This window comes from Providencia sp. SP181 (assembly GCF_050446505.1).
GTDB lineage: Bacteria > Pseudomonadota > Gammaproteobacteria > Enterobacterales > Enterobacteriaceae > Providencia > Providencia vermicola.
The window spans coordinates 233,433-256,456 of record NZ_JBBPXM010000006.1 but is presented as its reverse complement, the minus strand read 5'-3'; the positions used below and the strand labels follow the sequence as shown (position 1 = coordinate 256,456).

The 23,024-nt window shown below is 40.7% G+C and carries 19 protein-coding genes, 1 tRNA gene and 1 pseudogene; 10 read left to right on the top strand and 11 right to left on the bottom strand.

What is annotated here, in order from left to right:
* Positions 1 to 39 precede the first annotated feature (39 nt).
* The gene (gene cysS / locus AABS66_RS12705; RefSeq protein ID WP_206082895.1) at positions 40 to 1,428 is read left to right on the top strand and encodes a cysteine--tRNA ligase; all 1,389 of its coding nucleotides are present in this window, start codon (positions 40 to 42) and stop codon (positions 1,426 to 1,428) included.
* Between the two features lie 334 nt (positions 1,429 to 1,762).
* Positions 1,763 to 2,512 carry a hypothetical protein gene (locus AABS66_RS12700; RefSeq protein ID WP_430224993.1) on the top strand — a complete coding sequence of 250 codons (750 nt, stop codon included), beginning with the start codon at positions 1,763 to 1,765 and terminating at the stop codon, positions 2,510 to 2,512.
* Positions 2,513 to 2,559: 47 nt separating this feature from the next.
* Here the strand turns inward: AABS66_RS12700 and ybcJ are convergent, their stop codons facing one another.
* On the bottom strand, positions 2,560 to 2,772 hold the full coding sequence (ybcJ, locus tag AABS66_RS12695; protein WP_206082893.1) for a ribosome-associated protein YbcJ: 213 nt from the start codon (positions 2,770 to 2,772) through the stop codon (positions 2,560 to 2,562).
* Between the two features lie 18 nt (positions 2,773 to 2,790).
* Complete coding sequence (gene folD / locus AABS66_RS12690; RefSeq protein WP_206082892.1) at positions 2,791 to 3,648, bottom strand: bifunctional methylenetetrahydrofolate dehydrogenase/methenyltetrahydrofolate cyclohydrolase FolD; 858 nt, start codon at positions 3,646 to 3,648, stop codon at positions 2,791 to 2,793.
* Between the two features lie 187 nt (positions 3,649 to 3,835).
* On the opposite strand from folD, the gene AABS66_RS12685 reads away from it, so the two are divergent.
* Positions 3,836 to 3,912: transfer RNA gene (locus AABS66_RS12685), tRNA-Arg, on the top strand.
* Between the two features lie 21 nt (positions 3,913 to 3,933).
* Here the strand turns inward: AABS66_RS12685 and AABS66_RS12680 are convergent.
* Positions 3,934 to 4,131: pseudogene (locus tag AABS66_RS12680) on the bottom strand (tyrosine-type recombinase/integrase); the annotation flags it as partial.
* Positions 4,132 to 4,753: 622 nt separating this feature from the next.
* Between AABS66_RS12680 and AABS66_RS12675 the strand changes: the two are divergent.
* The 3 genes from AABS66_RS12675 to AABS66_RS12665 all read left to right on the top strand — a co-directional run bounded on the left by AABS66_RS12675 (position 4,754) and on the right by AABS66_RS12665 (position 8,490).
* On the top strand, positions 4,754 to 5,944 hold the full coding sequence (locus AABS66_RS12675; protein ID WP_206082891.1) for a hypothetical protein: 1,191 nt from the start codon (positions 4,754 to 4,756) through the stop codon (positions 5,942 to 5,944).
* A gap of 839 nt (positions 5,945 to 6,783) precedes the next feature.
* Positions 6,784 to 7,590 (top strand): HTH-type transcriptional activator RhaS, encoded by an 807-nt coding sequence (gene rhaS / locus AABS66_RS12670; RefSeq protein ID WP_206082890.1) that lies wholly within the window; start codon positions 6,784 to 6,786, stop codon positions 7,588 to 7,590.
* Positions 7,591 to 7,632: 42 nt separating this feature from the next.
* Positions 7,633 to 8,490, top strand: a complete 858-nt coding sequence (locus AABS66_RS12665; RefSeq protein ID WP_206082889.1) for a helix-turn-helix domain-containing protein — start codon at positions 7,633 to 7,635, stop codon at positions 8,488 to 8,490.
* 33 nt (positions 8,491 to 8,523) lie between these two features.
* Here the strand turns inward: AABS66_RS12665 and rhaM are convergent, their stop codons facing one another.
* The 6 genes from rhaM to rhaB form a co-directional block, all read right to left on the bottom strand.
* Positions 8,524 to 8,838 (bottom strand): L-rhamnose mutarotase, encoded by a 315-nt coding sequence (gene rhaM / locus AABS66_RS12660; protein WP_206082888.1) that lies wholly within the window; start codon positions 8,836 to 8,838, stop codon positions 8,524 to 8,526.
* An 11-nt stretch (positions 8,839 to 8,849) separates the two neighbouring features.
* Positions 8,850 to 10,001 carry a lactaldehyde reductase gene (gene fucO / locus AABS66_RS12655; protein WP_349422124.1) on the bottom strand — a complete coding sequence of 384 codons (1,152 nt, stop codon included), beginning with the start codon at positions 9,999 to 10,001 and terminating at the stop codon, positions 8,850 to 8,852.
* A gap of 39 nt (positions 10,002 to 10,040) precedes the next feature.
* Positions 10,041 to 11,075 (bottom strand): L-rhamnose/proton symporter RhaT, encoded by a 1,035-nt coding sequence (rhaT, locus tag AABS66_RS12650; protein ID WP_206082886.1) that lies wholly within the window; start codon positions 11,073 to 11,075, stop codon positions 10,041 to 10,043.
* Between the two features lie 74 nt (positions 11,076 to 11,149).
* Entirely contained in the window at positions 11,150 to 11,971 is an 822-nt protein-coding gene (gene rhaD, locus AABS66_RS12645; protein WP_206082885.1) for a rhamnulose-1-phosphate aldolase, read from the bottom strand.
* Positions 11,972 to 11,981: 10 nt separating this feature from the next.
* On the bottom strand, positions 11,982 to 13,232 hold the full coding sequence (locus AABS66_RS12640; protein WP_272573365.1) for an L-rhamnose isomerase: 1,251 nt from the start codon (positions 13,230 to 13,232) through the stop codon (positions 11,982 to 11,984).
* A gap of 44 nt (positions 13,233 to 13,276) precedes the next feature.
* Positions 13,277 to 14,725: a rhamnulokinase gene (gene rhaB, locus AABS66_RS12635; RefSeq protein ID WP_349422126.1), complete on the bottom strand. Its 1,449-nt coding sequence runs from the start codon at positions 14,723 to 14,725 to the stop codon at positions 13,277 to 13,279.
* Positions 14,726 to 14,907: 182 nt separating this feature from the next.
* Here rhaB and AABS66_RS12630 point away from each other — a divergent pair, with 182 nt between their 5' ends.
* A complete protein-coding gene (locus AABS66_RS12630) occupies positions 14,908 to 15,123 on the top strand; it encodes a YccJ family protein (RefSeq protein ID WP_047756975.1) in 216 nt (71 codons plus the stop codon).
* A gap of 81 nt (positions 15,124 to 15,204) precedes the next feature.
* On the opposite strand, the gene AABS66_RS12625 is transcribed toward AABS66_RS12630, so the two are convergent.
* Positions 15,205 to 16,545: a 2-carboxy-D-arabinitol-1-phosphatase gene (locus AABS66_RS12625; protein ID WP_349415657.1), complete on the bottom strand. Its 1,341-nt coding sequence runs from the start codon at positions 16,543 to 16,545 to the stop codon at positions 15,205 to 15,207.
* A gap of 271 nt (positions 16,546 to 16,816) precedes the next feature.
* The gene (locus AABS66_RS12620) at positions 16,817 to 18,571 is read right to left on the bottom strand and encodes a sigma 54-interacting transcriptional regulator (RefSeq protein ID WP_206082881.1); all 1,755 of its coding nucleotides are present in this window, start codon (positions 18,569 to 18,571) and stop codon (positions 16,817 to 16,819) included.
* A 347-nt stretch (positions 18,572 to 18,918) separates the two neighbouring features.
* Between AABS66_RS12620 and dpaL the strand changes: the two genes are divergently transcribed.
* Genes dpaL through AABS66_RS12605 form a run of 3 tightly spaced genes read left to right on the top strand, consistent with a single transcriptional unit; the run spans position 18,919 to position 22,992 of the window.
* Positions 18,919 to 20,136: a diaminopropionate ammonia-lyase gene (gene dpaL, locus AABS66_RS12615; RefSeq protein ID WP_272573367.1), complete on the top strand. Its 1,218-nt coding sequence runs from the start codon at positions 18,919 to 18,921 to the stop codon at positions 20,134 to 20,136.
* A 14-nt stretch (positions 20,137 to 20,150) separates the two neighbouring features.
* On the top strand, positions 20,151 to 21,341 hold the full coding sequence (locus AABS66_RS12610) for a YgeY family selenium metabolism-linked hydrolase (RefSeq protein WP_430224992.1): 1,191 nt from the start codon (positions 20,151 to 20,153) through the stop codon (positions 21,339 to 21,341).
* 52 nt (positions 21,342 to 21,393) lie between these two features.
* The gene (locus tag AABS66_RS12605) at positions 21,394 to 22,992 is read left to right on the top strand and encodes an N-acyl-D-amino-acid deacylase family protein (RefSeq protein ID WP_430224991.1); all 1,599 of its coding nucleotides are present in this window, start codon (positions 21,394 to 21,396) and stop codon (positions 22,990 to 22,992) included.
* The last annotated feature ends 32 nt before the right edge of the window (positions 22,993 to 23,024 follow it).

Here is a 23,024-nt window from a genome sequence, read left to right as displayed (position 1 = left end):
AAATCGATAATCATTTTTCACTTACATGGAAAAGTCCAGATGCTACAAATTTTTAATACACTAAGTCGTCAAAAAGAAGAGTTTAAGCCCATCCACGCAGGAAAGATTGGGATGTATGTGTGTGGCATCACTATCTACGACTTGTGTCATATCGGCCATGGCCGGACATTTGTGGCATTTGATGCAATTAGCCGCTATTTGCGCTATTTGGGCTATGATTTGAATTATGTCCGTAACGTCACGGATATTGATGACAAAATCATTAAACGTGCCGCGGAAAATAAGGAAAGTGTTGAAGAACTCACCACTCGCATGTTAGCGGAAATGCACAAAGATTTCGATGCGTTGAATATTCTTCGCCCTGATAGCGAGCCACGTGCAACGCGGCATATCAGCGAAATTATTGAGCTGACTGAAAGCTTAATTGAACGTGGTCATGCTTACGTGGCAGATAACGGCGATGTGATGTTCGAAGTGAAAACTGACCCAAATTACGGCTTGCTATCTCGCCAAGATTTAGAACAACTTCAAGCGGGTGCGCGTGTTGAAGTGGCGGATGTTAAACGCAATCCAATGGACTTCGTGCTTTGGAAAATGTCCAAAGAAGGTGAGCCAAGCTGGGAATCACCTTGGGGTTTAGGTCGTCCAGGCTGGCACATTGAATGTTCGGCGATGAACAGCAAAACATTGGGTAATCATTTTGATATTCACGGCGGCGGCTCAGATTTAATGTTCCCGCATCATGAAAATGAGATTGCTCAATCCACTTGTGCGCATGATGGCCCGTATGTGAACTATTGGATGCACTCAGGCATGGTCATGGTAGACAGAGAGAAAATGTCGAAGTCTCTCAATAACTTCTTCACCATTCGTGATGTGCTTGAGTATTACGATGCCGAAACCGTGCGTTATTTCCTGCTTTCAGGCCATTATCGTAGCCAACTGAATTATACGGAAGAAAACCTGAAGCAAGCGCGCACCGCGTTAGAGCGTATGTACACTGCATTACGTGGCACAGAAAAATCTGCAAAACCAGCGGGCGGAGAAGCCTTTAAAGCCCGTTTCGTTGAAGCCATGAACGATGATTTTAATACACCAGAAGCCTATTCTGTGCTATTTGACATGGTACGTGAAATCAATCGGTTGAAAGCGGAAGATATGGCCGCTGCTAATGGGATGGCTGCAGAACTGCGTGAACTAGCAGGTGTGCTCGGTTTACTAGAACAAGATCCAGAAAACTTCCTAAAAGGCGGCGCTCAAGGTGAAGATGATGCGGAAGTCGCAAAAATCGAAGCGTTAATTCAACAGCGATTAGATGCACGTCAAAATAAAGATTGGGCACAAGCCGATGCTGCACGTGATGAGCTGACAGCGATGGGGATTGTGCTGGAGGATTCATCTGCGGGGACAACGTGGCGCCGTAAATAAACACCTACGCGTCATATTTCGCGCTGTGGCGGTGTTGCCATCACTTGGCTACTTGGGTCACATACTAGTGTATGCTCCCCAAGCTATCCGCGTTCGGCGCCTAGCTACAACACGAACTATTTAGCGTATTGGTGCGTTAAAAAGTTAGAGTTTGATAAAATTAAACGGCTAGGTATTGATTGATACAATATCTGGCCGTTTTTCTATTTAGTGGCTAAATTTGCAAGAAATAATTATTTTTTTCATCAAATAATAAGTTCAATTAATGAACAACAGCAGCCATCAAAGTACGCACAATACGGTGGCACTATTATTTGAAATAAGGGGAATAATTATGTCATCACCAATCAGCACCTCAGTTAGAAGTTTATGGTCTCCAACATCGATTAAAAAAAGTGTTATCAACTTTTTACAAAAACTAGTAGGGATTAAAAGGCAACCAGCGAATATCCCCACTGCAACTTGGTATATTTCAAGTAAGATACTCTCTGAGAGTACTATAGCGTCTAGTAATACAAGCCAAGTTCCGATAAAAAACGATCAAAAGGTCGTTGTCGCAGAGATTGAATCAAGCAAGCCCAAAGCGCCACCCGTTGAACAATTTATCTATGAAATTAGACAAAATAAACCCCAAGTGGTTATTGTTTGGTCATCAGCGCAGCAGCAAGAAAAACAAGGAAAAACACTATTTTCTGAGGGGGTTAAAGAGCAACAGTTTGGTGATTTGAAAACACGTTCATTTAAAACTGCAGTGACGAAGTGCATTGGGAACTTGAATCTGGATTGTTATAACCTAACAATTACCCATAATAATCAACAATACTCAGTACCAGTCATGTATGTAACGAATTGGTCTGAAGAAATTAAATTGCAGCCAAATGAAAAAGCAGGGCTGACTAACCGTATGTTTGAATTAATGGATCTGCGGAGTACCTTGAGTTCATACCCAAATAGAAACAATTACCAAAATCAGTCAGATAAAGTGGCTGGTGGTATCTCACAGTTTGCTTTTGGGGAAAGGGTGCCGAAGGATTTATTTGATAGTATTCGAGTTGATAATAAACTAGGTCAATCAAGGGGATAAGCTTGATTGAAAGATGGGTAAATAGGCTAACCTATTTACCCAAAATCTTACTCAGCGATTTTGACTTTTTCGTCGCCCATGGAGACAACTTTACCTGCCAAAATTTTACAGCGTTTACGGGTTTCTACCACACCGTCAACCTGTACTAAACCTTCAGCGATCATGGCTTTAGCCATTGCGCCGCTTTCTGCCCAGCCTTGAATTTTTAGCAAATCACACAGTTCAACGTGTGGGTGCCCTTCAAGATTGAAAATTTCCATTAATTACTCCAAAATACATTAAATATCGTGATACTCTTCACACGCTTGCAGCGTGTTTTGAATCAGTGTTGCTACAGTCATTGGGCCTACACCACCTGGAACAGGGGTGATCCACGCAGCGCGTTTTGATGCTTCATCAAAGTCCACATCGCCTGTCACTTTGCCATTTTCTAAGCGGTTAATACCCACATCAACGACAATTGCACCAGGTTTAATCCATTCTCCAGGAATAAAATTAGGTTTACCGACAGCGACAACCAGCAAGTCCGCATTGCGTACATGCTGTTCTAAGTCTTTAGTAAATCGATGGGTAACAGTTGTTGTACAGCCCGCTAATAATAATTCAAGGCTCATTGGGCGTCCGACAATATTTGATGCACCAATAATGACGGCATTGAGGCCATAAGTATTGATGTCATAGCGTTCAAGCAGTGTGACAATCCCACGTGGTGTACAAGGGCGCAAACGAGGCGCACGTTGGCACAACCGGCCTACATTATAAGGGTGGAAGCCATCAACGTCTTTATCTGGATGAATACGTTCAATCACTTTAACATTATCAATACCAGCAGGTAAGGGTAACTGGACTAAAATGCCATCAATTTCAACATCTTGATTTAAATCGTCAATCAGTTTCAGAAGTTCAGCTTCTGTGGTGGTGTCGGGTAAATCATAAGAGCGTGAAATAAAGCCTACTTCTTCACAAGCACGGCGTTTACTGCCGACGTAAATTTGGGAAGCAGGGTTCGCACCAACTAAAATGACGGCGAGACCTGGAGCACGTTTTCCTTGTTCTAAACGTAACTGTACTTTTTGGGCAACTTCCTGCCTAATTGTCTGCGCAATCGTTTTCCCATCAATAATTTTTGCTAACATCTGTAACTTAATCCATATATGAGACACGGTGATGGCTCTATTTTGTCAGAAGTTAACGTCATTGTCAGTTCAAACTGTTACATAAAATGAGCATATAGCTATTTTAGTAGCGAAAAGCCATTGACTCAGCGCTCAGCAACCGTATAATTCAACGCCATCAGCCAGATAGGCTGCCTGCATTAACAATGCGCCCTTAGCTCAGTTGGATAGAGCAACGGCCTTCTAAGCCGTAGGTCACAGGTTCGAATCCTGTAGGGCGTACCATTAATTTTCAACCACTTACCATCATTTAAAACTCTCCACTTTTGCTAACTGGGACGTATTTGGGACGCAAGTGCCAAAAATAGTGTCTATTTGCTTAGCGTGTTCAATTAAATGATTAGGTGCTAAGTGAGCATATCTTCTCACCATATCAACTGATTCCCAGCCGCCCATTTCTTGCAGAACTGAAAGTAGGACGCCAGACTGAATTAGCCAACTCGCTCATGTGTGCCGCAAATGACGTAAAAATCAATACTATCGTGAGTGAGAGAAAGCCCTCAATAGTGGGGACTACTTCTTAATCCCTAATTTTTCCTTAACGACTTCCATCTCTCGTTCAAGTTGGAATATGAGTTCAGCCGCATCGGAAATCGTTAAAACTTCAATATGAGAATGACGCAATATCCAATATTCGATAGCTGTGACCATTTTTTTGATTTGCTGACCGATTATTACATTCAGCTAAATCTTAAATTTTATCTTTTAAATCAGTTAGTAATCTGAGGTTGGTCTGCGGATGCTTATATTTTCTTTCCATGCCACCTATCCTCAAAAACTCTCATTCTAGATAGGTGTTTTTTAGGTATCAATGCGTACTAAGTAGGTATTACTGTGTATACCCACAGTCTATTAATGGGTAAGAGAGTTAAGTTAGATTTATTTATTAGAGTTGTTATTTTTAGTACATGCACTACTTTTAATCAATTGATGACATTTAATTCCTTTTAAACTCTTAGTGTGAGTAATTTCTGGTTACAATTTATGCGTGTATTTCATACTCAGATAAATAAAAGGGTTATATGATTAATGCAACTTAAAATGATTAAAAATTATGGTGCAAGGTATGAATAAGATAATACGTTATTTTGTGTGTGTGACTGTACTCGCTATGAGTGCGCTTGCTCCTGTTTCGTATGGAGATAATTTGCGCGTTTCTGTTGGAGCTACAGGTTATCTGGGAGAGGTTTCACCGCCTTTGAGGGTGGTTAATTTTCAAGAGCGAGCAGGAACAAGTAGGATCAATCCAAATTTCCCATTTATTGAATTGATAACATGGAAGAAGGGAGGAAGCCCTAACTGGGAATACACCTATTATCCACCTGAAGGGGCATATGGCGTTACGCTAGTTAATGAATTTGACAAAAATAATAGAATAATCTTGCTGATAAATGGCACATTTAGTGTGAAATATTTGCGGTATAAAGTTATTGGTGACGCAAATTCAGGTTATATGTGGGAAGGCGCTTCCTTTACGCTGAAAAACTCAAAAATGACATCATCAGATAGAATGTATCATGTACCTATTGGTTCTTCGCTTCCAAATCCATTAAATTTTGGACTGGAACCTCAAAGCGGAGTGAGTGGCTATTTAGCTAATAGGATTCAAGATTCTTCAGTTGCTCCTATGCAGTTCACAGGCATTATTACGAGCTATTCTGCGTATGCACCTCAACCACTAAAAAAAGGTCGTTATTTTGCAGATGATAGGTTAATCATGGCGCATCGTGATGGCCCTGGTGATGGTTTTTCAGTTAATCAATCGAATGCTACATTCATTAATGAGTATCAAGATTTAGGTGTATTTGCAGTAGATACATGTAAAGTTGCTCCAATTACAAATACTAAAATTAATTTTGGTTCTCAGCTAGCGGGGACCTATCCAAGCCCGAAAAATTTAGCAAATGCCCTTGCTCAAATTAATGTCAGCTGCCCAAATACAGGTAAATACTTCATGTCTGTTAAGCCAAATAACGCTTTGGTGAGCGGAAATCAAACGGGCATGGTGTTAGAATCGTTAGATGGCCATTCTGGTGATTTGCCCTATATCGCTACATCAGTAGGAACGGCAGCAAAAGGTAATGAAGTTTGTACTACCGACTCGTCGCAGGCCATTAAATATACAGAGAGCAAGCAAGTTTATAGCACGGTAGGGAAAAATTTTATTCAAGGGCTAAACTTTGCTTTATGTGTTAATGGGGAAATAGCACCAGGGGGTTATAGAGGAAGTTTAGATGTCAATTTTCTTATTGAGTAACCACGGCCTATGACATAAAACTAAAACAGTCCTTAGTGGCTGTTTTTGGTTTAAATACCAGAAATACCAGATGAAGTGCGAAATTTTTTCACCAGTAAACACGACAAATTTCGATGTGCTGCCTGTGGTGAAGGGGGACGATGTGCTCAATTGCAATTGATATTAGATTCGGCGGGTTTGGTGATGCAGTGATACGTAACGACAATATTTTAGAAGTTAAAGGGATATTTAATATATCATCAATTAAGTATATGTACGTTGTTAACTACTAGGTTTAATTTACTGTGACGAGCTATGCCGAAATTGTGATACAAAAAATGAGAGGGGAATGATAGGACGTGGTTGTGACGTTCAAGTTTGAATATGATTGAACGACTTTAAACAACTTTGAATTACTTTATCTTCTTTGTAGCTTTTGAACACTGAGGTAGACTGTAATTGACTGATTATAAAGTATTAATTCTACACTCTTCTAAGCCATAGGCCACCATTTCGAAAAGTGAAAACACAATGTTATGTTTTCATGTGATTACAGCTTATTGATAACCAATCCTATTTTGATAAGTCAGATAGTTAACTAGCTGGTGATTGTCCCCTTTTGCAAAACTGCGATCTTAGATGAAGTCGCCTTTGTGTATTCAAGGTCACATTTTGCACATTTATTTGATGAACTCTTGAAAATATAGCCAATAACTTGTGATTGCTTGGTAGTAATTTCAAGGTGATTTTAGATGAGAACGCTAGAATAGGGATATAAGGGTATTTACGATGGGCTAATGAATGATAAGTAAGTCCATGGTAGGTTCTACGGGGGAGGAGTGTTTACTCGGAGATCTTTCATGAAACTCTATAGCGAAGATTTTTTTATCACACCACAGCAGCACATTACGGTTGAACCAAGAGTGCCTCAGCCTATTTTTCCTGAACATACACATGATTTTAGTGAGATTTTTTTGGTAACTCAGGGCATTGGTCTACATATACTTAATGGGCGGCCTTATACATTATGCCCAGGTATGGTGTGTTATATTAAATCCAGCGATTATCACTTATTTGATAATGTCTCTAACCTCAATTTAACTAACGTGTTATATCGTTCAGACTCCAGCTTTACTTATTTAAATAATATCAGTCATTTTTTCCCTGCGGATACTGAAAAAAACATTTCCCATTGGCTATTAAATAAAGAGCATTACAATAGAGCGCAACAGATCATCGTTAAACTCCATGAAAGTGATTCTGACCTTGCGTATACTGAGAGCCTTTTTTTGCAGTTAATTGTTAATCTGCAAGAGGGGCGTTATAACTATGTAGGTGAAGGGAATAATGAACAACGGATTATCCAAATGCTACGCTGGTTGAATGCAAACTTTACGGAAGAAATTGATTGGGAAAGTTTAACGACTCAGTTTTCGGTCTCGTTGCGGACTTTTCATCGCTATATGAAAAATAACTTAGGTATATCGCCACAAAATTACTTAATAAAATTGCGGTTATCAGAAGCTTATTATCAAATCCGTTTTTCGGATAAAACCATTACGGATATTGCGTTGGAAAATGGTTTTAATGATAGTGCGTATTTTTCGACGTGTTTTAAAAGCGAGTATAATTTCACACCTCGTGACTTGCGTCATTGTAGCAATTAACAAAGATCGTCATGATCATCCATATTCTTTTCTGAGGTGGCCATGATACAAAAAATTCTGTCTCTCAACAGCGGTGATTATTTTATTCGGCCTGAAAATACTGTGACGATAGAAAAGCGAGATTCTCAGGAAGATTTTATTATTCATCGTCATGATTTTAATGAGTTTGTTATTGTTTTTTCAGGAAATGGTTTACATCATTGGAATGGTTCTGATTACCCAATTACTTGTGGAGATCTGTTTTATATTAATGCGGAGGATTATCATGGCTATCACTCTGTAAATAATTTAAAGCTAGTTAATATATTATACAAGCCTAATGAGTTTCTCATAAAACAATCTATCGAACAGTATGTACCATTAAGCCATGAGCCGATAATATCTCGGCATTGGAAATTACCGCCTTCAAGTTTATCGACTTTAACGCCAATTATTGAAAAAATGGCATTAGAGTGCCAAAAACCTGATATCCCATCCATTCATCTTTGCGAAGGGTTATTCTTACAACTGGCAATTTATATTTATCGTTTACGGTATCAGCCAGACCAAGTGCCAATAAGCTTATTACATCAACTGGATCAGTTAATAAACCGTTTAAATCTAAGTATCAATACGCCATTTTCATTAGATAAGTTTGCTCAGGAAAATCAGGTGTCTGCTCGTTCATTACAGCGTTTATTCAAGTCGAAAACAGGAATGACGGTAATGGAATATCTGCAACAACTACGTTTATGCCAAGCGGCATTATTATTACGTAGTACTTCATTGTCGATCAGTGAAATCGCTGGGCAATGTGGTTATGAGGATAGTAATTATTTTTCGAGTGTTTTCCATAGAAAAATGAATATGACCGCAAGTGCATATCGACGCTGTTTTTTACAGAAAAATAAATTGAGGTAAGTGCTAGCCAAAGGCTAGCACTGTCTGGGGGGATTAGTCTAAATAAAATACCGTTCTTAACTCATCACTGATAGGGCTGTTGTCAGGATTTGATGGCATAATATCCGACATATATTTCCACCATTTTTGGCATACTTCCGTTTGTGCAACGCTATCCCAGCGTTCTTGTGATTCAATTTCCACATAGGCGAACAATAAATTTCGCTTGTTATCTAAGAAAATAGAATAGTGATGTGCACCGTGTTCTTTGAGTGTAAGCACTAATTCAGGCCAAATTTCATCGTGTCGGCGCTGGTATTCTTGGTGGGCGTTAGGAGCAACTTGCATCACAAATGCTTTTTTTATCATGATACTGTCCTCTAATAAATTGCTTGATATAATTCAGCGATATCCTCTAATGTTGCGTCACGTGGATTACCCCCAGTACACACATCATCAAAGGCGGCTTGAGCAAGGGAGGGAATATCTTCTGGTTTCATGCCGATTTCACGCAGTTTTTCAGGAATACCAACGTCTTTGTTTAGCGCAAAGACAGCTGCAATGGCGGTATCTCTGGCTTTTTGAAGTGGTAGGGAGTCTATATTTTTTACGCCCATTGCACGGGCGATATCGCGGTATTTTTCCCCTGTATAATTTGCGTTATACGCCATGATATGGGGCAATAAAATGGCATTGGCGACGCCATGAGGTGTATTGTAAAACGCCCCAAGTGGGTGAGCCATACCATGAACCAACCCTAATCCAACGTTAGAGAAGCCCATTCCAGCCATATATTGTGCGAGAGCCATTGTTTCAACGCCGTGCGGGTCGCCCTTAACGGATTGCCGTAACGAATTGCTGATCAACTCTATGGATTTAAGATGCAGAGCATCGGTAAGTGCCCAAGCTCCTTTCGTGATATAGCCTTCAATGGCATGAGTGAGGGCATCAACCCCAGTAGCGGCTTTTAGGCTAGCGGGCATAGATGCCATCATTGAAGGGTCAATAATCGCAACCACAGGGATACAATGGGGGTCAACACACACAAATTTACGGCACAGTTTGTTGTCCGTGATGACATAGTTAATGGTGACTTCCGCTGCGGTTCCAGCGGTAGTTGGGATGGCGATAATTGGAACCGCTGGGTTTTGGGTAGGAGCGACACCTTCTAAGCTCACCACATCTTCATATTGTGGATTATTGATAATAATCCCAATCGCTTTGGCGGTGTCTTGTGGAGAACCACCACCGATAGCGATAAGATAATCTGCATTAGATTGTTTGAAGTATTCTAGTCCTTGTTGGACCGTATCGATGGTTGGGTTAGGAATAACGGCATCATAAATGGCGTAGTCGAATTTAGCGTTATCTAATAATTGGGTGACTTTACTGACAACATTAAATTTAACCAGATCCGCATCCGTAACAATCAGTGCTTTGTTAAATTGGCGTTTTTGAATTTCCTCTACAAGGTGATTAATAGCTCCCTCGCCAAAGTATGAGGTTTCATTGAGTATCATTCTATGGGTCATCGCTGACCTCCCGATCGATTAAAATAAAAAGTCGTTACGTTATGCTGCCATTCCCAAGCCAACAATGTTTGCAGCTAAGATAATCACTAAGCAGCCTAAACATAAAATTCGGACAGGTTTTCTGCCAGTGCCTTTCCATTCTTTTAGGGCTAACCCCACAATACCGCCACACAGAACATAAAAACTCATATGTAGCATCCAGCTCATAAAGCCGTATTGTGATGGGATATTGGCGTGTCCCCATGCGTAGAAGAAGAATTGGAAGTACCACATACCACCACCCAAAATGGCAAATAAAATATTGCTGACGAGTAGGGCTTTGGGGACAGAGATATCTGATTTGAAAGAGATATCTTGGCGGTAAATAAGCCTAATAAAACAATAGCCTAAGTTGATTAATGCGCCGCCGCCCATGATGATGACGTAACTTGGTAATGCGACATAAAGAGAAGAAACTCCGAGGGCAGCGGAAGCTTCGTGCATAGGGACGGCTGCACTCATGGCGAATGACATACCGGCTGAGAAAATACCGCACATGACTGCCAGTAATAAGCCTTTTTTCAGGTTAAACTCTTCAGCTTGCACTCCGGTCGCCTTTTCTTTCAGTAACCCAGCATAGGAAACGATAGCAACCCCTAGAACAGCCACTAAGACACCAAGAATCGTTAGTTTTCCGCCAGTCGAGGCAATCAACTCGCCAAATGTGCCTTGAATAATAGGGGTCATCAAGGTACCAACGATGAGTGTAATACCAATGGCAATCCCAATCCCCATTGACATACCTAAATAGCGCATGGTCAAGCCATAACCAATATTACCAACCCCCCACATGGCGCCAAATAAAAATACAGGGATCAGAATACTTGCACTGAAAGAGTTGTAATAGGCCCAAAAGTCAGGAAGTAAAATATAACTGATGGTCCAAGGTAAAATAATCCACGAAAAAATACCGGCAATGGACCACATCGTTTCCCATGACCAGTTTTTAACTTTCTTTAATGGTGCGTAAAAGCAGGCAGCTGAAGCTGCGCCGACAAAATGCCAAAAAATACCGAGTAAAATTCCACTGCCCATGAACTATTCCTCTCTGTTTATTATCGTTTTAATTTCTCTGTGGAAGGAAAGGGGTATCCACAGAGAAACAGGTTTTATTTCAATGCATCAGACATTGGTGTGACATTAAATCGCTTGGCAAGCGCAATCAGATTTTCTGTTGAAATAGTTTGTTTTTTACCACCCATGGAGAGAACTTTTACCAATATCTCCGCAGATTTTTCTGCGGTATCAATTAAACCAAAAGCATCATCTAAAGTTGGGCCAGAGCCAAAAATACCGTGGAATGGCCAAAGTACTAAGCCATGTTGTTTCATTTGTTCCGCTGTTTCTAAACCGATACCATCTGTGCCGGGGACCATCCATGGCAGCACACCAATACCATCAGGGAAAACTACCAAACATTCGGTACTCATTTCCCATAAATGACGAGTGATGGATGCACTATCGAGCGGTAAAACATAACTTAATGCAATGATGTTGGTTGCATGACAGTGCATGATGACGCGGTTAGTGCCATTAGTGGCTTGCATACGTGTGATATGCGATTGAAAGTGTGCAGCAAATTCAGAGGTTGGTATTGCACCATTCACAAAGCCCCAAACAATGTGGTAACCCTGGCCTTCGCTATCGATACGAACCAGACCTAAGTTATCTGCGGGGTCTAAGGCAACGTTACGGAAAAACTTACCGGAGCCTGTAACAATAAAATATTGGTTTGCGAGCTCTTTAACTGGCTCTGTCGCTTCGATATAACGTGGGTCAGCGTGAAAAGTGTGTTTAAATGGCGAAACATCGTCTTCGGTGAGTCGTAAGCTCACATTACCGCCATTACGTTCATCCCAGCCTTTGAGCCACATATCGCTGGTGGCTTTTATCATTCCTTGAACAAACCAAGATGTCAGAATATCTTGCATACAATTCACCTTAACGTGTTAATAATGTTGATTTTTCGTATTGTTTAACTTCATCTAACCATTTTTCGCCGACAGGAACATTGTTGCGTTCGCAATATTCATCCCAAACCGCTTGCCATGGCAGGCATTTTTGTTCTTCTAATAGCGCAAGACGAGCCGTGAAGTCCCCTTCAATTTCGAGTTGGCGTAGTCTTGCTGTTGGCTCAAGTAAGGCTCGTAGTAACGCTTTTTTCATATTTCGAGTCCCAATGACCCAAGCGGCAATACGGTTAATCGATGCATCAAAGAAATCGAGGCCAATATGCACACGATTTTTTAAGTTATGGCGAATGATTTCATTGGCAATGGCTTGAGTCTCATCATCTAACAAAATGACGTGGTCACTGTCCCAACGTACAGGGCGACTGACGTGCAGCAGTAGACGTTCAACATAAGGAATGACCGCTGAAATTTTATCCGAAATGACTTCGGTTGGATGGAAGTGCCCTGCATCTAAACATAAAGCGGTTTTACGTGTGATGGCATAGCCCAGATAAAACTCACTGGAGCCTGCGGTGTAAGATTCTGCGCCAATACCGAATAATTTACTTTCGACGGCATCGATATGATATTTAATATCAATTTTTTCACTGATAATTTCATCCAATGACTCGACTAAGCGTTGACGAGGGGCGTAGCGGTCAATAGGGAGATCTTTCATGCCGTCAGGGATCCAAATATTCATCACGGAAGCGCTGTTTAATGACTCACCAAAATATGCAGAAATACGGCGGCAAGCTTGCCCGTGGCCAATCCAGTAGTCTCTAATTTCTTTATTGCTATGAGTAAGAGTTGCTTCGCTACTGAGTGGATGGGAAAAGTAAGAAGGGTTAAAATCGAGTGCGATATGGTTTTTTTTCGCCCAATCAACCCAATTGGCAAAATGGCGAGGTTCAATTTCATTACGTTCAACGGCAGTATCTGCTTCGAGATAAAGAGCATGCAAGTTAACGCGTTTAGGGCCTGGAATTAAGCTCATTGCTTTATCCATATCTGCACGTAATTCAATCGCATTAGTCGCTTTGCCAGGGTAATTACCTGTAGCTTGAATACCGCCGCTTAAAGCGGTTGCTGATTTTTCAAAGCCGGCTACGTCATCTCCCTGCCAGCAATGCATCGATACAGGCAAGTCAGCCATAGCTTGCATCGCTAGTTCAGTATCGATACCAAGGTCAGCAAAACGTTGTTTGGCAATAAGATAACTTTCTTTGTAATTAGACATGAAATTTTCCTTATAACTTATCGATATACGGTTAATAACCTGAGTTAGCCCGTAATGGTTTTAAATCGTTTCCAAGGTTCATCCAGTGCGATGCTTTGAGGTTGAAACCAACAAAGTTCAGTATTTTGCGCAATAATGGAGCGCAGAGTGGGGACATCTGGAATGGTGTTTAGGGCAATCAACTGATACCCAATATTGCCTAAGGTGGAGGCTTCAACCGGTCCTGCACTCACAGGAACTCCGCAAGTGTTGGCGCATAATTGGTTAAGTAGAGCATTTTGGCTGCCACCACCGACGATATGCAGCTGTTGTAATGGGGAATGATTAACCTGTTGTAATTCAAGAAATACTTGACGATAAAGCAGCGCTAAACTGTCGAAAATACAGCGAGCTAGCTCAGCGACAGTATTTGGGACGGGTTGTTGGTTTTCCCGACAAGCCTCTTTAATGGCTTGGCTCATCGACTCTGGGTTCAAGAACCGGTTATCGTTGGGGTTGATCAGATACGTGAATGCTGGAATTGCTTCTGCCGAGGTAATGAGACTGCAAATATCTTGCACATTGTGCTCAAGGCAAATGCGTTGGAATAACCATAGCCCCATAATATTTTTTAGAACACGGTAGTGACCATTAATCCCACCTTCATTGGTAATGTTGGCAGAAAATGCGTTTTCACAAGTACAAGGGGATGTGCGCTCGAGGCCCATTAATGACCATGTTCCTGAACTTAAATAGGCACCATGGCTATCGGTTATCGGTGCCGCAATGACAGCGCTGGCAGTGTCATGGCTTGCCACAGCAATCACGGGGATTTTTTGGCCTTTGGGTGTGTGCCAATAGCCAATGGTATTACCTGGTTGCTTGATTTCACCTAATAAACGGCGTGGCAACTGTAAATACTCGACTAATTCATCATCCCAATCGCCCGTTTGCAGGTTAATCATTTGGCTGGTGGAGATATTGGTATATTCATGGTTGATTTTCCCAGTTAAGCGGTATGACAAATAATCAGGGATCAACAATAAATGATGTGCTTGTTCCAGCCATTGAGGGTGTGATTGTTGTAAGGACTTCAATTGGTATAAAGTATTGAAAGGGAGGAATTGGATCCCAGTTTTTTGGTAGATGTTCTGCACACCTAGATCGGCTTGAACTTGTTCCATGACACCTTGAGTACGGTTATCACGGTAGGAAAAATGACGACCAACGGTAGCCCCATCACGGTCAAGGAGGACATAATCAACCCCCCAAGTGTCGATGCCAATGCTGTCAATATTGATACCAGATTGCTCTACACGATGTAAGCCAATCAGTATCTGAGCCTCAAGATCATCCAGATCCCAATAACAGTGTTCACCTTCAGTGATCAAATGGTTTGTAAAACGATGAATTTCATCTAACGATAATTTTTTATTATGCACATCATAGCAAGCCAACATGACACGACCGCTAGATGCGCCTAAATCAATAGCAACAACATGGCGAATATTCATGACTTTTTTTATCTCTATTACTTAACTTATAGTCATATACTAGAGAGAGTGAACAATGAGCGCGTTTAATGGAGCGCCACTAAAAAGGAAAAATGGCAATATATTTAAAGTCACAGTGATCTTATTCACAGAGTTGAAATATATGAGTATTTTTATCAGAACCATTGAATCAGGAGCGAATAATGAAAGATCCTCACCATATAGCCGAATGGGCTAAAGTTAGAGAAACCTCAATTGAAATTGCTCAAGCTATTTTTGAATTAGCGAATAATGATGAAGTGCTAGCGGAACAAATTTGGGAAGAAGGCTCTGATGAGGTTTTACCTCTTGCCTTTTCGAAGACCACCGCGGATAGGCTATATTGGGGGGAAGAAACTATCGAAAGGAAAAATGTATAATTCGTTTTGAGCTTTTCTGAAGAGATAAAAACCTCGCAATGGCGAGGTTTTTTATTGGCGATTATAAGGTGTTAATTTCTCTTATTTACCATTAAAAGACTGGATATTTTTGACACTGAATTTTTCATTTTTATATTGCAGGGTAATCAGTTGTAAGTCTTTTTTAGGGATGAATTGGTACTCTGGCTGAACTTTATTTAAAAATGCACTGAAAATAATCGGGTGAGTAACCACCATCACTTTTCCTGTATGGAATTCATTTTGGATACCAATATCTCTGAGTAAGCTTTCTAATCGGTAGGCTGCAATAGCCCCAGTTTCACCATCGACTGGGGATTCAAAGCTCAACACATTTGTCCCTGAATGTAGCTTGGCAAACTGGCCTTCAGGTTCTTTTTCTAATGTGCTGATTTTCTCTGCTTCCCAAAGGCCAAGGAAAATTTCATCTAAATTACGATTAATTTGGATTGGTAGGGGACTATTTTCAAATAAGTGGTTTGCAGTATATTTGGCTCTATTTAATGTGCTGCTATAAACCGCAAAATAGTCAGTAGGGTTAATGTGTTGTTTCAATTGATTAACCGCCGCAACACCTGATTTACTGAGATCGGAGTCTGAGGTACCTTCCATTATATTGGCATCATTTAAAATAGTCATTGGGTTGATGACAATCGAGATTTCAAGAGGCGGAAGTTTCTCTTGTTTTGCATAACCTGATTTTAAATAATCCGTATTATTAAAGTCGAGAAGAGTAAATTGCCCATCTTTATATTTTAATACCGAAACGGCAGTATTGCTTAACCCTGATAATGGTTGATCTTGACGGTATTTTTGCAAATAAAATGCCATCGATGAGTGGCCAACGGCTAAAATATTACCTGTTTCATTTTTATGGCGATTAGCAATATCCAATAATGCAGACTCGAAGCGTTGAGAAAAATCATACATGTTTTCAGTGTTGACGATAGATTTGAAGTTTTTGTCCTTATAGTGACCAAAATAGTATTCAAATTCATTACCAGAATGGCCGTATTGGCTCGTTAAGTCATCAATTCTACCACCTTCAGCGTTACCCCAAGATATATCTTTTAGGTTCTCAATCTCAATAATATCCATATTACGGCCAGTTAAAATATTACTGGCAGTTTCATGGGCTCGACCTAATGTACTGCTATATCCAGCAATAAAATTGACATCTTCTAGACCTAAACCAAGGCTACGTGCATCATAGCGTCCTTTGGCTGTGAGCTGAGCATTACCACCTCCGCCAATGGTCATTTCTTTAATATTTGAATAAGTTTGCCCATGTCTAACAAGGTAAAAATAAAGGGCATCGTTATCTGATGTGGCTAAAGCACTGGTGGAGGTTATTGAAATAAGTATATAAAATAACAAGAGAATCTTAGTTTTAATTCTTTTCATGTTTGCACCTATAATTTATTTATGATGCCATTCTTAGTGGCATAATTAACCTGTCTACCAATTGATTAAAAATAAATTGGCGCTCCTAATCTAAGTAAAATGAATTAGGATTAATTGTATTTTTTAGCCAGATATTCTTGAAATTGGCGAAAAAACCAAAGTGGGTAAGATGGTCATCACAAAAAGACTGTTCATTTTGTGATTGTTTTTAGATAAGAGAAACAGATTGGCGTAAAGGTGAAGAAGGCAACATGCGCACCCAAAATGAATATCAGCTGGTGATATCGTATTTTTTTAATCGGCGATATAGTGTTGCAATACTTAAACCTAATATTTGTGCCGCTTCTTTCTTTCCGTTCATGGAGTAACCCGTTTTTTCAAGTACGTGTTGTATGGTCTCTTTTTCATAATGGTGTGTAGGTACTGCGGCGGTTTTTGTGATGTAGCCTAATGATTCTACAGATGAATTTGTTTTTGTAATATACTCAGGCAAATGGCTATGGTTCATTTCAGGCAGATCGCCTTGCATGACATAAATATACTCGATGACATTGCGCAGTTCACGTATGTTACCTGGCCAATGATAGCCATATAAATAATTCATTACTGTATCAGGGATCTTTTGCTTTTCTCTATCATATTGTATTGAAAATTGGTCAGAAAAATACTTTGCTAAATCAGCAATATCTTCACGATGCTCCCGCAATGCAGGAACAGGGATTGGCACAACGTTTAATCGGTAATATAGGTCTTCTCTAAACGTTTTGTTCTCGACCATCTCTAATAAATTTTTGTTTGTGGCTGCAATAATGCGGACATCGGTAGGTATTTGGTTATTTGAGCCAACTCGGGTGATGGTTTTATCTTGTAAAACGCGCAGTAATTTAGCCTGTAATAACAAAGGCATATCACCAATTTCATCGAGGAATAGGCTTCCCCCATGAGCTAATTCAAACTTACCTATACGCCCTTTGGGATCCGCTCCAGTGAATGCGCCTCTGATATAGCCAAAGAGTTCGCTTTCTAGGAGTTGCTCTGGTATTGCAGCACAGTTTATGGTGACAAAGGGCTGATCATGTCGAGCACTTTGTGCATGTAGAGCATAAGCGACAACTTCTTTTCCTGAGCCACTTTCTCCCGTGATCAGCACGTTTGCATGGCTGATAGCAACCTTCTTGATGGTTTGTTTAAGGTTCATCATGGTTAATGAATTACCGATTAACTGGGAAGGGACTTCGCTGATTTCAACGGATGATTGATTGACATGAGTAATATAATCACGGGCATCCTGAAAAATGATCATGGTTAACGTATCATTTTCCAGTGAAGTAAAAGTGACATTACGGCAGAGTACATGATAGCGCTGGCCTTCTAATTCTAGCCATGCTTCTTCATCACCATATAAAATATCCCCTGTTAGCTCAAAGGACAGTGACAGGCCTATAATATCTTTATTAAAAAAGCGGGATGCAGAGCGGTTGGTATGCCAAATTTTTTGTTGGCTATCAATTGCTATCACGCCTCTATCCATGGCATCAATCAATCGTCGAAATGCATGTAAAGATTCTTGGGCTCTCAAGCGTTCAAGACACTCAAAGACCTTACTCGATATCATTTCAGCAATCTGTTCGATGAATGTGATGAATTTATTGAGTTGCTGAAGTAATACGGCTCGCTGTTGTTTAGTCGAGCAAATAATACCAATGACCCCGATGACTTTGCCATTTAAAAAAATCGGTGCGTTAAGGTCTAATTCTTCCGTACAAGTTTCTCGATTTTCACATAGATGACAGAGGTTATTTTCCCCTGGATCTTTAATTAATACGGTTTCTTGTACTCGTAAAACATGACGATAAATGTAGCCGTTACGTGAAACGTTTTGATTAAGCATGTGTTTGTAATAACCTGTTCCTGCAATACGGATCAGATATTCATCAATAATTTCGACATCTGTTCCAGTCACGCCAGAAATGGCTTCTGCATAATGGCAAATTTCATTTTGGATAGTACTCAGAATGGATGTCATTTTTTTCCTTATTATCAAGATTGATAAATATTAATAAATTTAATTGAAGTGATAATTATTAATATATTTATAAATCAATGTATTAAATTATTTATATACCGCCATCACACTATTTATCATATTTGATAATTTATCAATGAGGTAAATCAATGATCTCAAATTTATTAAAAATAATTCTATATTGTTTATTTTAAATTATGTTTTGTATCAACTAATTACATTATTCCCTCATTATAATTATACGTAAATGGCGATCTTGGCATGTGTATTGCTACCTAAGTTGTAAACCTATTTTTTATTAAGACTTAATTGTCTTGTTTATTAATAATAAGTTCATGAGGTTTTCCATGCAGGAGCAATTAAAATACTACATTAATCACAGCCGTTTTAAGCAGAAACCGACGGCGAACCTTGCCTCTTTTTCGGAAGCTGAATTACATAAAGCGTGGCAATTTCACCGCTCAATTCCTGAGTATGCACCAACACCACTCTATCATTTACCTGTGCTCGCCAAGTCATTAAAAGTTGGACAGATTTACTTAAAAGATGAGTCTCAACGCTTTGGCCTCAAGGCATTCAAGGCATTAGGTGGCTCCTATGCAATGGCCTGCCATATTGCCGAAGAGTTGGGGAAAGATATCTCTGAGCTTCCTTATAACGTCATGGTCAGCAATGAGGTTAGAGAACAATTAAATGGCATTACATTCGCCACTACGACGGATGGCAACCATGGGCGAGGTGTGGCGTGGATGGCACGCCAACTTAAACAAAAATCAGTGGTTTATATGCCTAAAGGTTCTTCTCAGGAACGCTTAGATGCCATTTTGAATGAAGGTGCGACAGCAGAAATTGTCGATATGAATTATGACGATGCGGTACGTATGACTGCCGAAATGGCAGAGAAATATGGCTGGGTGGTGGTGCAAGATACCGCTTGGGCTGGCTATGAAAAGATCCCTCAGTGGATTATGCAAGGCTACAGCACGCTAATGTTTGAAGCTTTGTCCCAGTTACATAAAGTGAAACCGACTCACGTTTTTGTTCAAGCAGGTGTTGGCTCATTTGCTGGCATGGTGCAGGGGATGTTAACGGCGCTTTATGGAGAAGATAGACCAAAAGTAATTATTGCTGAGGCTCAAATTGCGGATTGCCTTTACCGTTCAGCGGTTGCTGAAAATGAAGATGCGATCCCTGTTGGCGGTGATTTACAAACAGTTATGGCTGGGTTGGCATGTGGTGAAGCCAATATTACCGGTTGGCAATTATTACGAGACTACGCTGATGCTTTCTTCTCTTGCCCCGATTTTGTCGCAACGCGAGGGATGCGGATATTAGGCAATCCATTACCGACTGATCCTCCAATTGTTTCGGGTGAGTCAGGTGCGGTCACGACAGGGTTACTTTCTATTCTAATGCAGTCTGAAAATTATGCTGATGTGCGCAACGAACTGGAGCTGAATGAAAATTCACGCATTTTGGTGATCAGTACTGAGGGCGACACGGATATTCAACGTTATCGGGATATTGTTTGGGATGGTGAGTTCCCAAGTTTTGGTCAATTTTAGTCGGGGTGAAAAATATGTTTTCAGAAAGTCGTTTTAACGAAGTCATCACAAACTGTCAGGCTTTAGTTCGCGAAAAAAGTTACTCCGGTGAAGAGGGTAATGTTGTCAACGTTATTAAATCCATGATGGAAGAGTATGAATTTGATGACATTCATATTGATAGATACGGCAATATTATTGGTGGGATTGTAGGGAAATACCCTGGGAAAACGCTGGTTTTTGATGGACATATTGATACTGTTCCAGTCGATGAAAGCCAATGGACGCAAGATCCATTTGGCGGAGAAATCAAAGACGGCAAAATTTATGGCCGTGGTACGACCGATATGAAAGGTGCGGTTGCTGCTATGATTTCAGCGGTTGGCTTTTTTGGTCAAGACCATCTGCGTGAGTTTGCAGGGAAAATTTATGTTGCTTGTATTGTACATGAGGAGTGCTTTGAAGGCGTTGCTGCACGGCTAGTTACTGATAAATATCATCCTGATTATGTAGTTATCGGTGAGGCCTCAGAACTTAATTTGAAAATAGGTCAACGTGGCCGAGCTGAAGTCGTGTTAGAAACATTTGGGAAACCTGCTCATTCTGCAAACCCACAAGCGGGTATTAATGCGGTCTATAAAATGGCTACATTGATTGAAAAAATTAGAATGCTTCCCCCTACCATTCACCCAGTTCTTGGGTTAGGAATACTTGAATTAACAGACATTAAATCGTCTCCATATCCAGGGGCATCAGTTGTTCCTGAATATTGCCGTGCGACTTATGACCGCAGGTTATTAGTCGGTGAGAGCAAAGAGAGTGTGCTCCAACCTATCCAAAAAGCGTTAGATGAAATAACACAGTCTGATCCTGAGTTTAAGGCGCGAGTATCTTATGCCTATGGAACAGAATCTTGTTATACCGGCAATACGATTGAGGGAGAGCGTTTCTTCCCAGGCTGGGTCTTAGACGAATCGAATAACTTTGTTCAGCATGCATTATTAGGCCTCAAAAAAGTCGGCCTCGACCCAACAGTTACACAATATTCATTCTGCACTAATGGTAGCCATTATGCGGGGGAAGCTAATATTCCAACGATTGGTTTTGGGCCTTCGAGAGAGAATTTGGCGCATACCATTGATGAATATATCGAGATAGATCAATTAACAGGCTCAGCCAAAGGTTACTACAGCATAATTTCAAATATTTACAATAATAACAAATAGTTACCAGTTGATGCCTTTGTGATTACTAAGGCATCAATAAAGGAAGAGAACAATGAAAACATTATTTAAAAATGCCACCATCATTGACGGTACGGGGGAAAGCCAGTATCACGGCGACTTACTTGTTAATGAAGGTAAAATTATTCAAATCGGCGATATTTGCGCCAACACTCAGGACCAAGTTATTGATGCATCTGGGAAAATTATTTGCCCTGGTTTTATTGATACACACACTCACTCTGATTTATCGGTGTTATTAAACCCCGCAGTTTCCGCCAAAATTCGCCAAGGGATCACGACTGAGCTGTTGGGACAAGACGGCGTCGCATTGGCACCTTTGCCTGAACAATATATTTCAGCGTGGCGTAAAAATATTGCTGGTCTTGATGGTGACTCTGATGAGATAGACTGGCATTTCAAGAATACTGAGGGGTATCTCAACATGTTAGAGTCGCGAGGAAGTGCCACGAACCTCGCTTACCTTGTTCCCCACGGTAATATTCGTATGGAAGCGATGGGATTGGATGGTAAGGCATCGACGCAGGAAGATGTCGCCAAAATGTGCCAGATTCTTGAACGAGAGTTACAAGCGGGAGCTTATGGACTATCCACTGGCCTTATCTATATGCCTTGTGCATTTGGCGATACCGCTGAGATTACCGAACTTTGCAAAGTGACAGCCAAATATAATGGTATTTTTGTGGTTCATCAGCGTAGTGAAGCGGATGACATCATTCAGTCTACTCAAGAACTTATTGATATTGCTCATGCATCTGGAGTTTGGCTCCATATTTCCCATATGAAAGTGTGTGGTAAGAAAAACTGGCCGCTGATCGATGAAATGCTATCGATGCTTGAAAAAGCACAGCAAGAAGGGATCCGTATTTCTTTCGACCAATACCCTTATGTTGCAGGTAGCACCATGCTAGGGGTGATTTTACCACCGTGGGTGCATGCAGGTGGCACGGAAAAACTACTCGAACGCCTGAAATCTTCTGAATTACGCCAACGCATGATTGACGATATAGAAAAAGGGATCCCGGGGTGGGATAACTTCATTGATTTCGCAGGGTTAGATCAAATTTTCATTACCAGTGTGAAGCAACAAAAAAACCAAGATGCAGTGGGCTTAAACTTAGTTCAGCTAGGTGAATTACGCGGTAAAGACCCTTATAACGCCACTTTTGACCTGTTATATGAGGAAGATAATGCAGTTGGTATGGTGGACTTTTATGGGACAGAAGAGCATGTGATTAAATTTCTGTGTCGGCCCGAGCAGAATGTTTGTACAGACGGCTTAATGGGGGCGGGTAAACCCCATCCTCATGTTTTTGGGGCATTCCCTAGAGTACTTGGAAAGTATGTACGAGAAGAAGCTTGCTTAACTTGGGAAGCTGCCATTCGCAAAATGACGGGTAAACCTGCAGAGGTTTTAGGCTTAACCGACAGGGGATTACTTAAAGAAGGTTACCAAGCCGATATCGTGATGTTAGACCCACAGAGCATTACAGATAAAGGTACTTTTGTTGAACCTAATCAATACCCTGATGGTATCGAGCTTGTGATGGTTAATGGCCGAATTGCGCTGTTTAATCATATTGAAAGTTATGCCTGTAGTGGGCAAGTTTTACGGAAAGGAACGCTGAGTTGATCAATCAATAATAGCTGCAACACAGCCTCTTT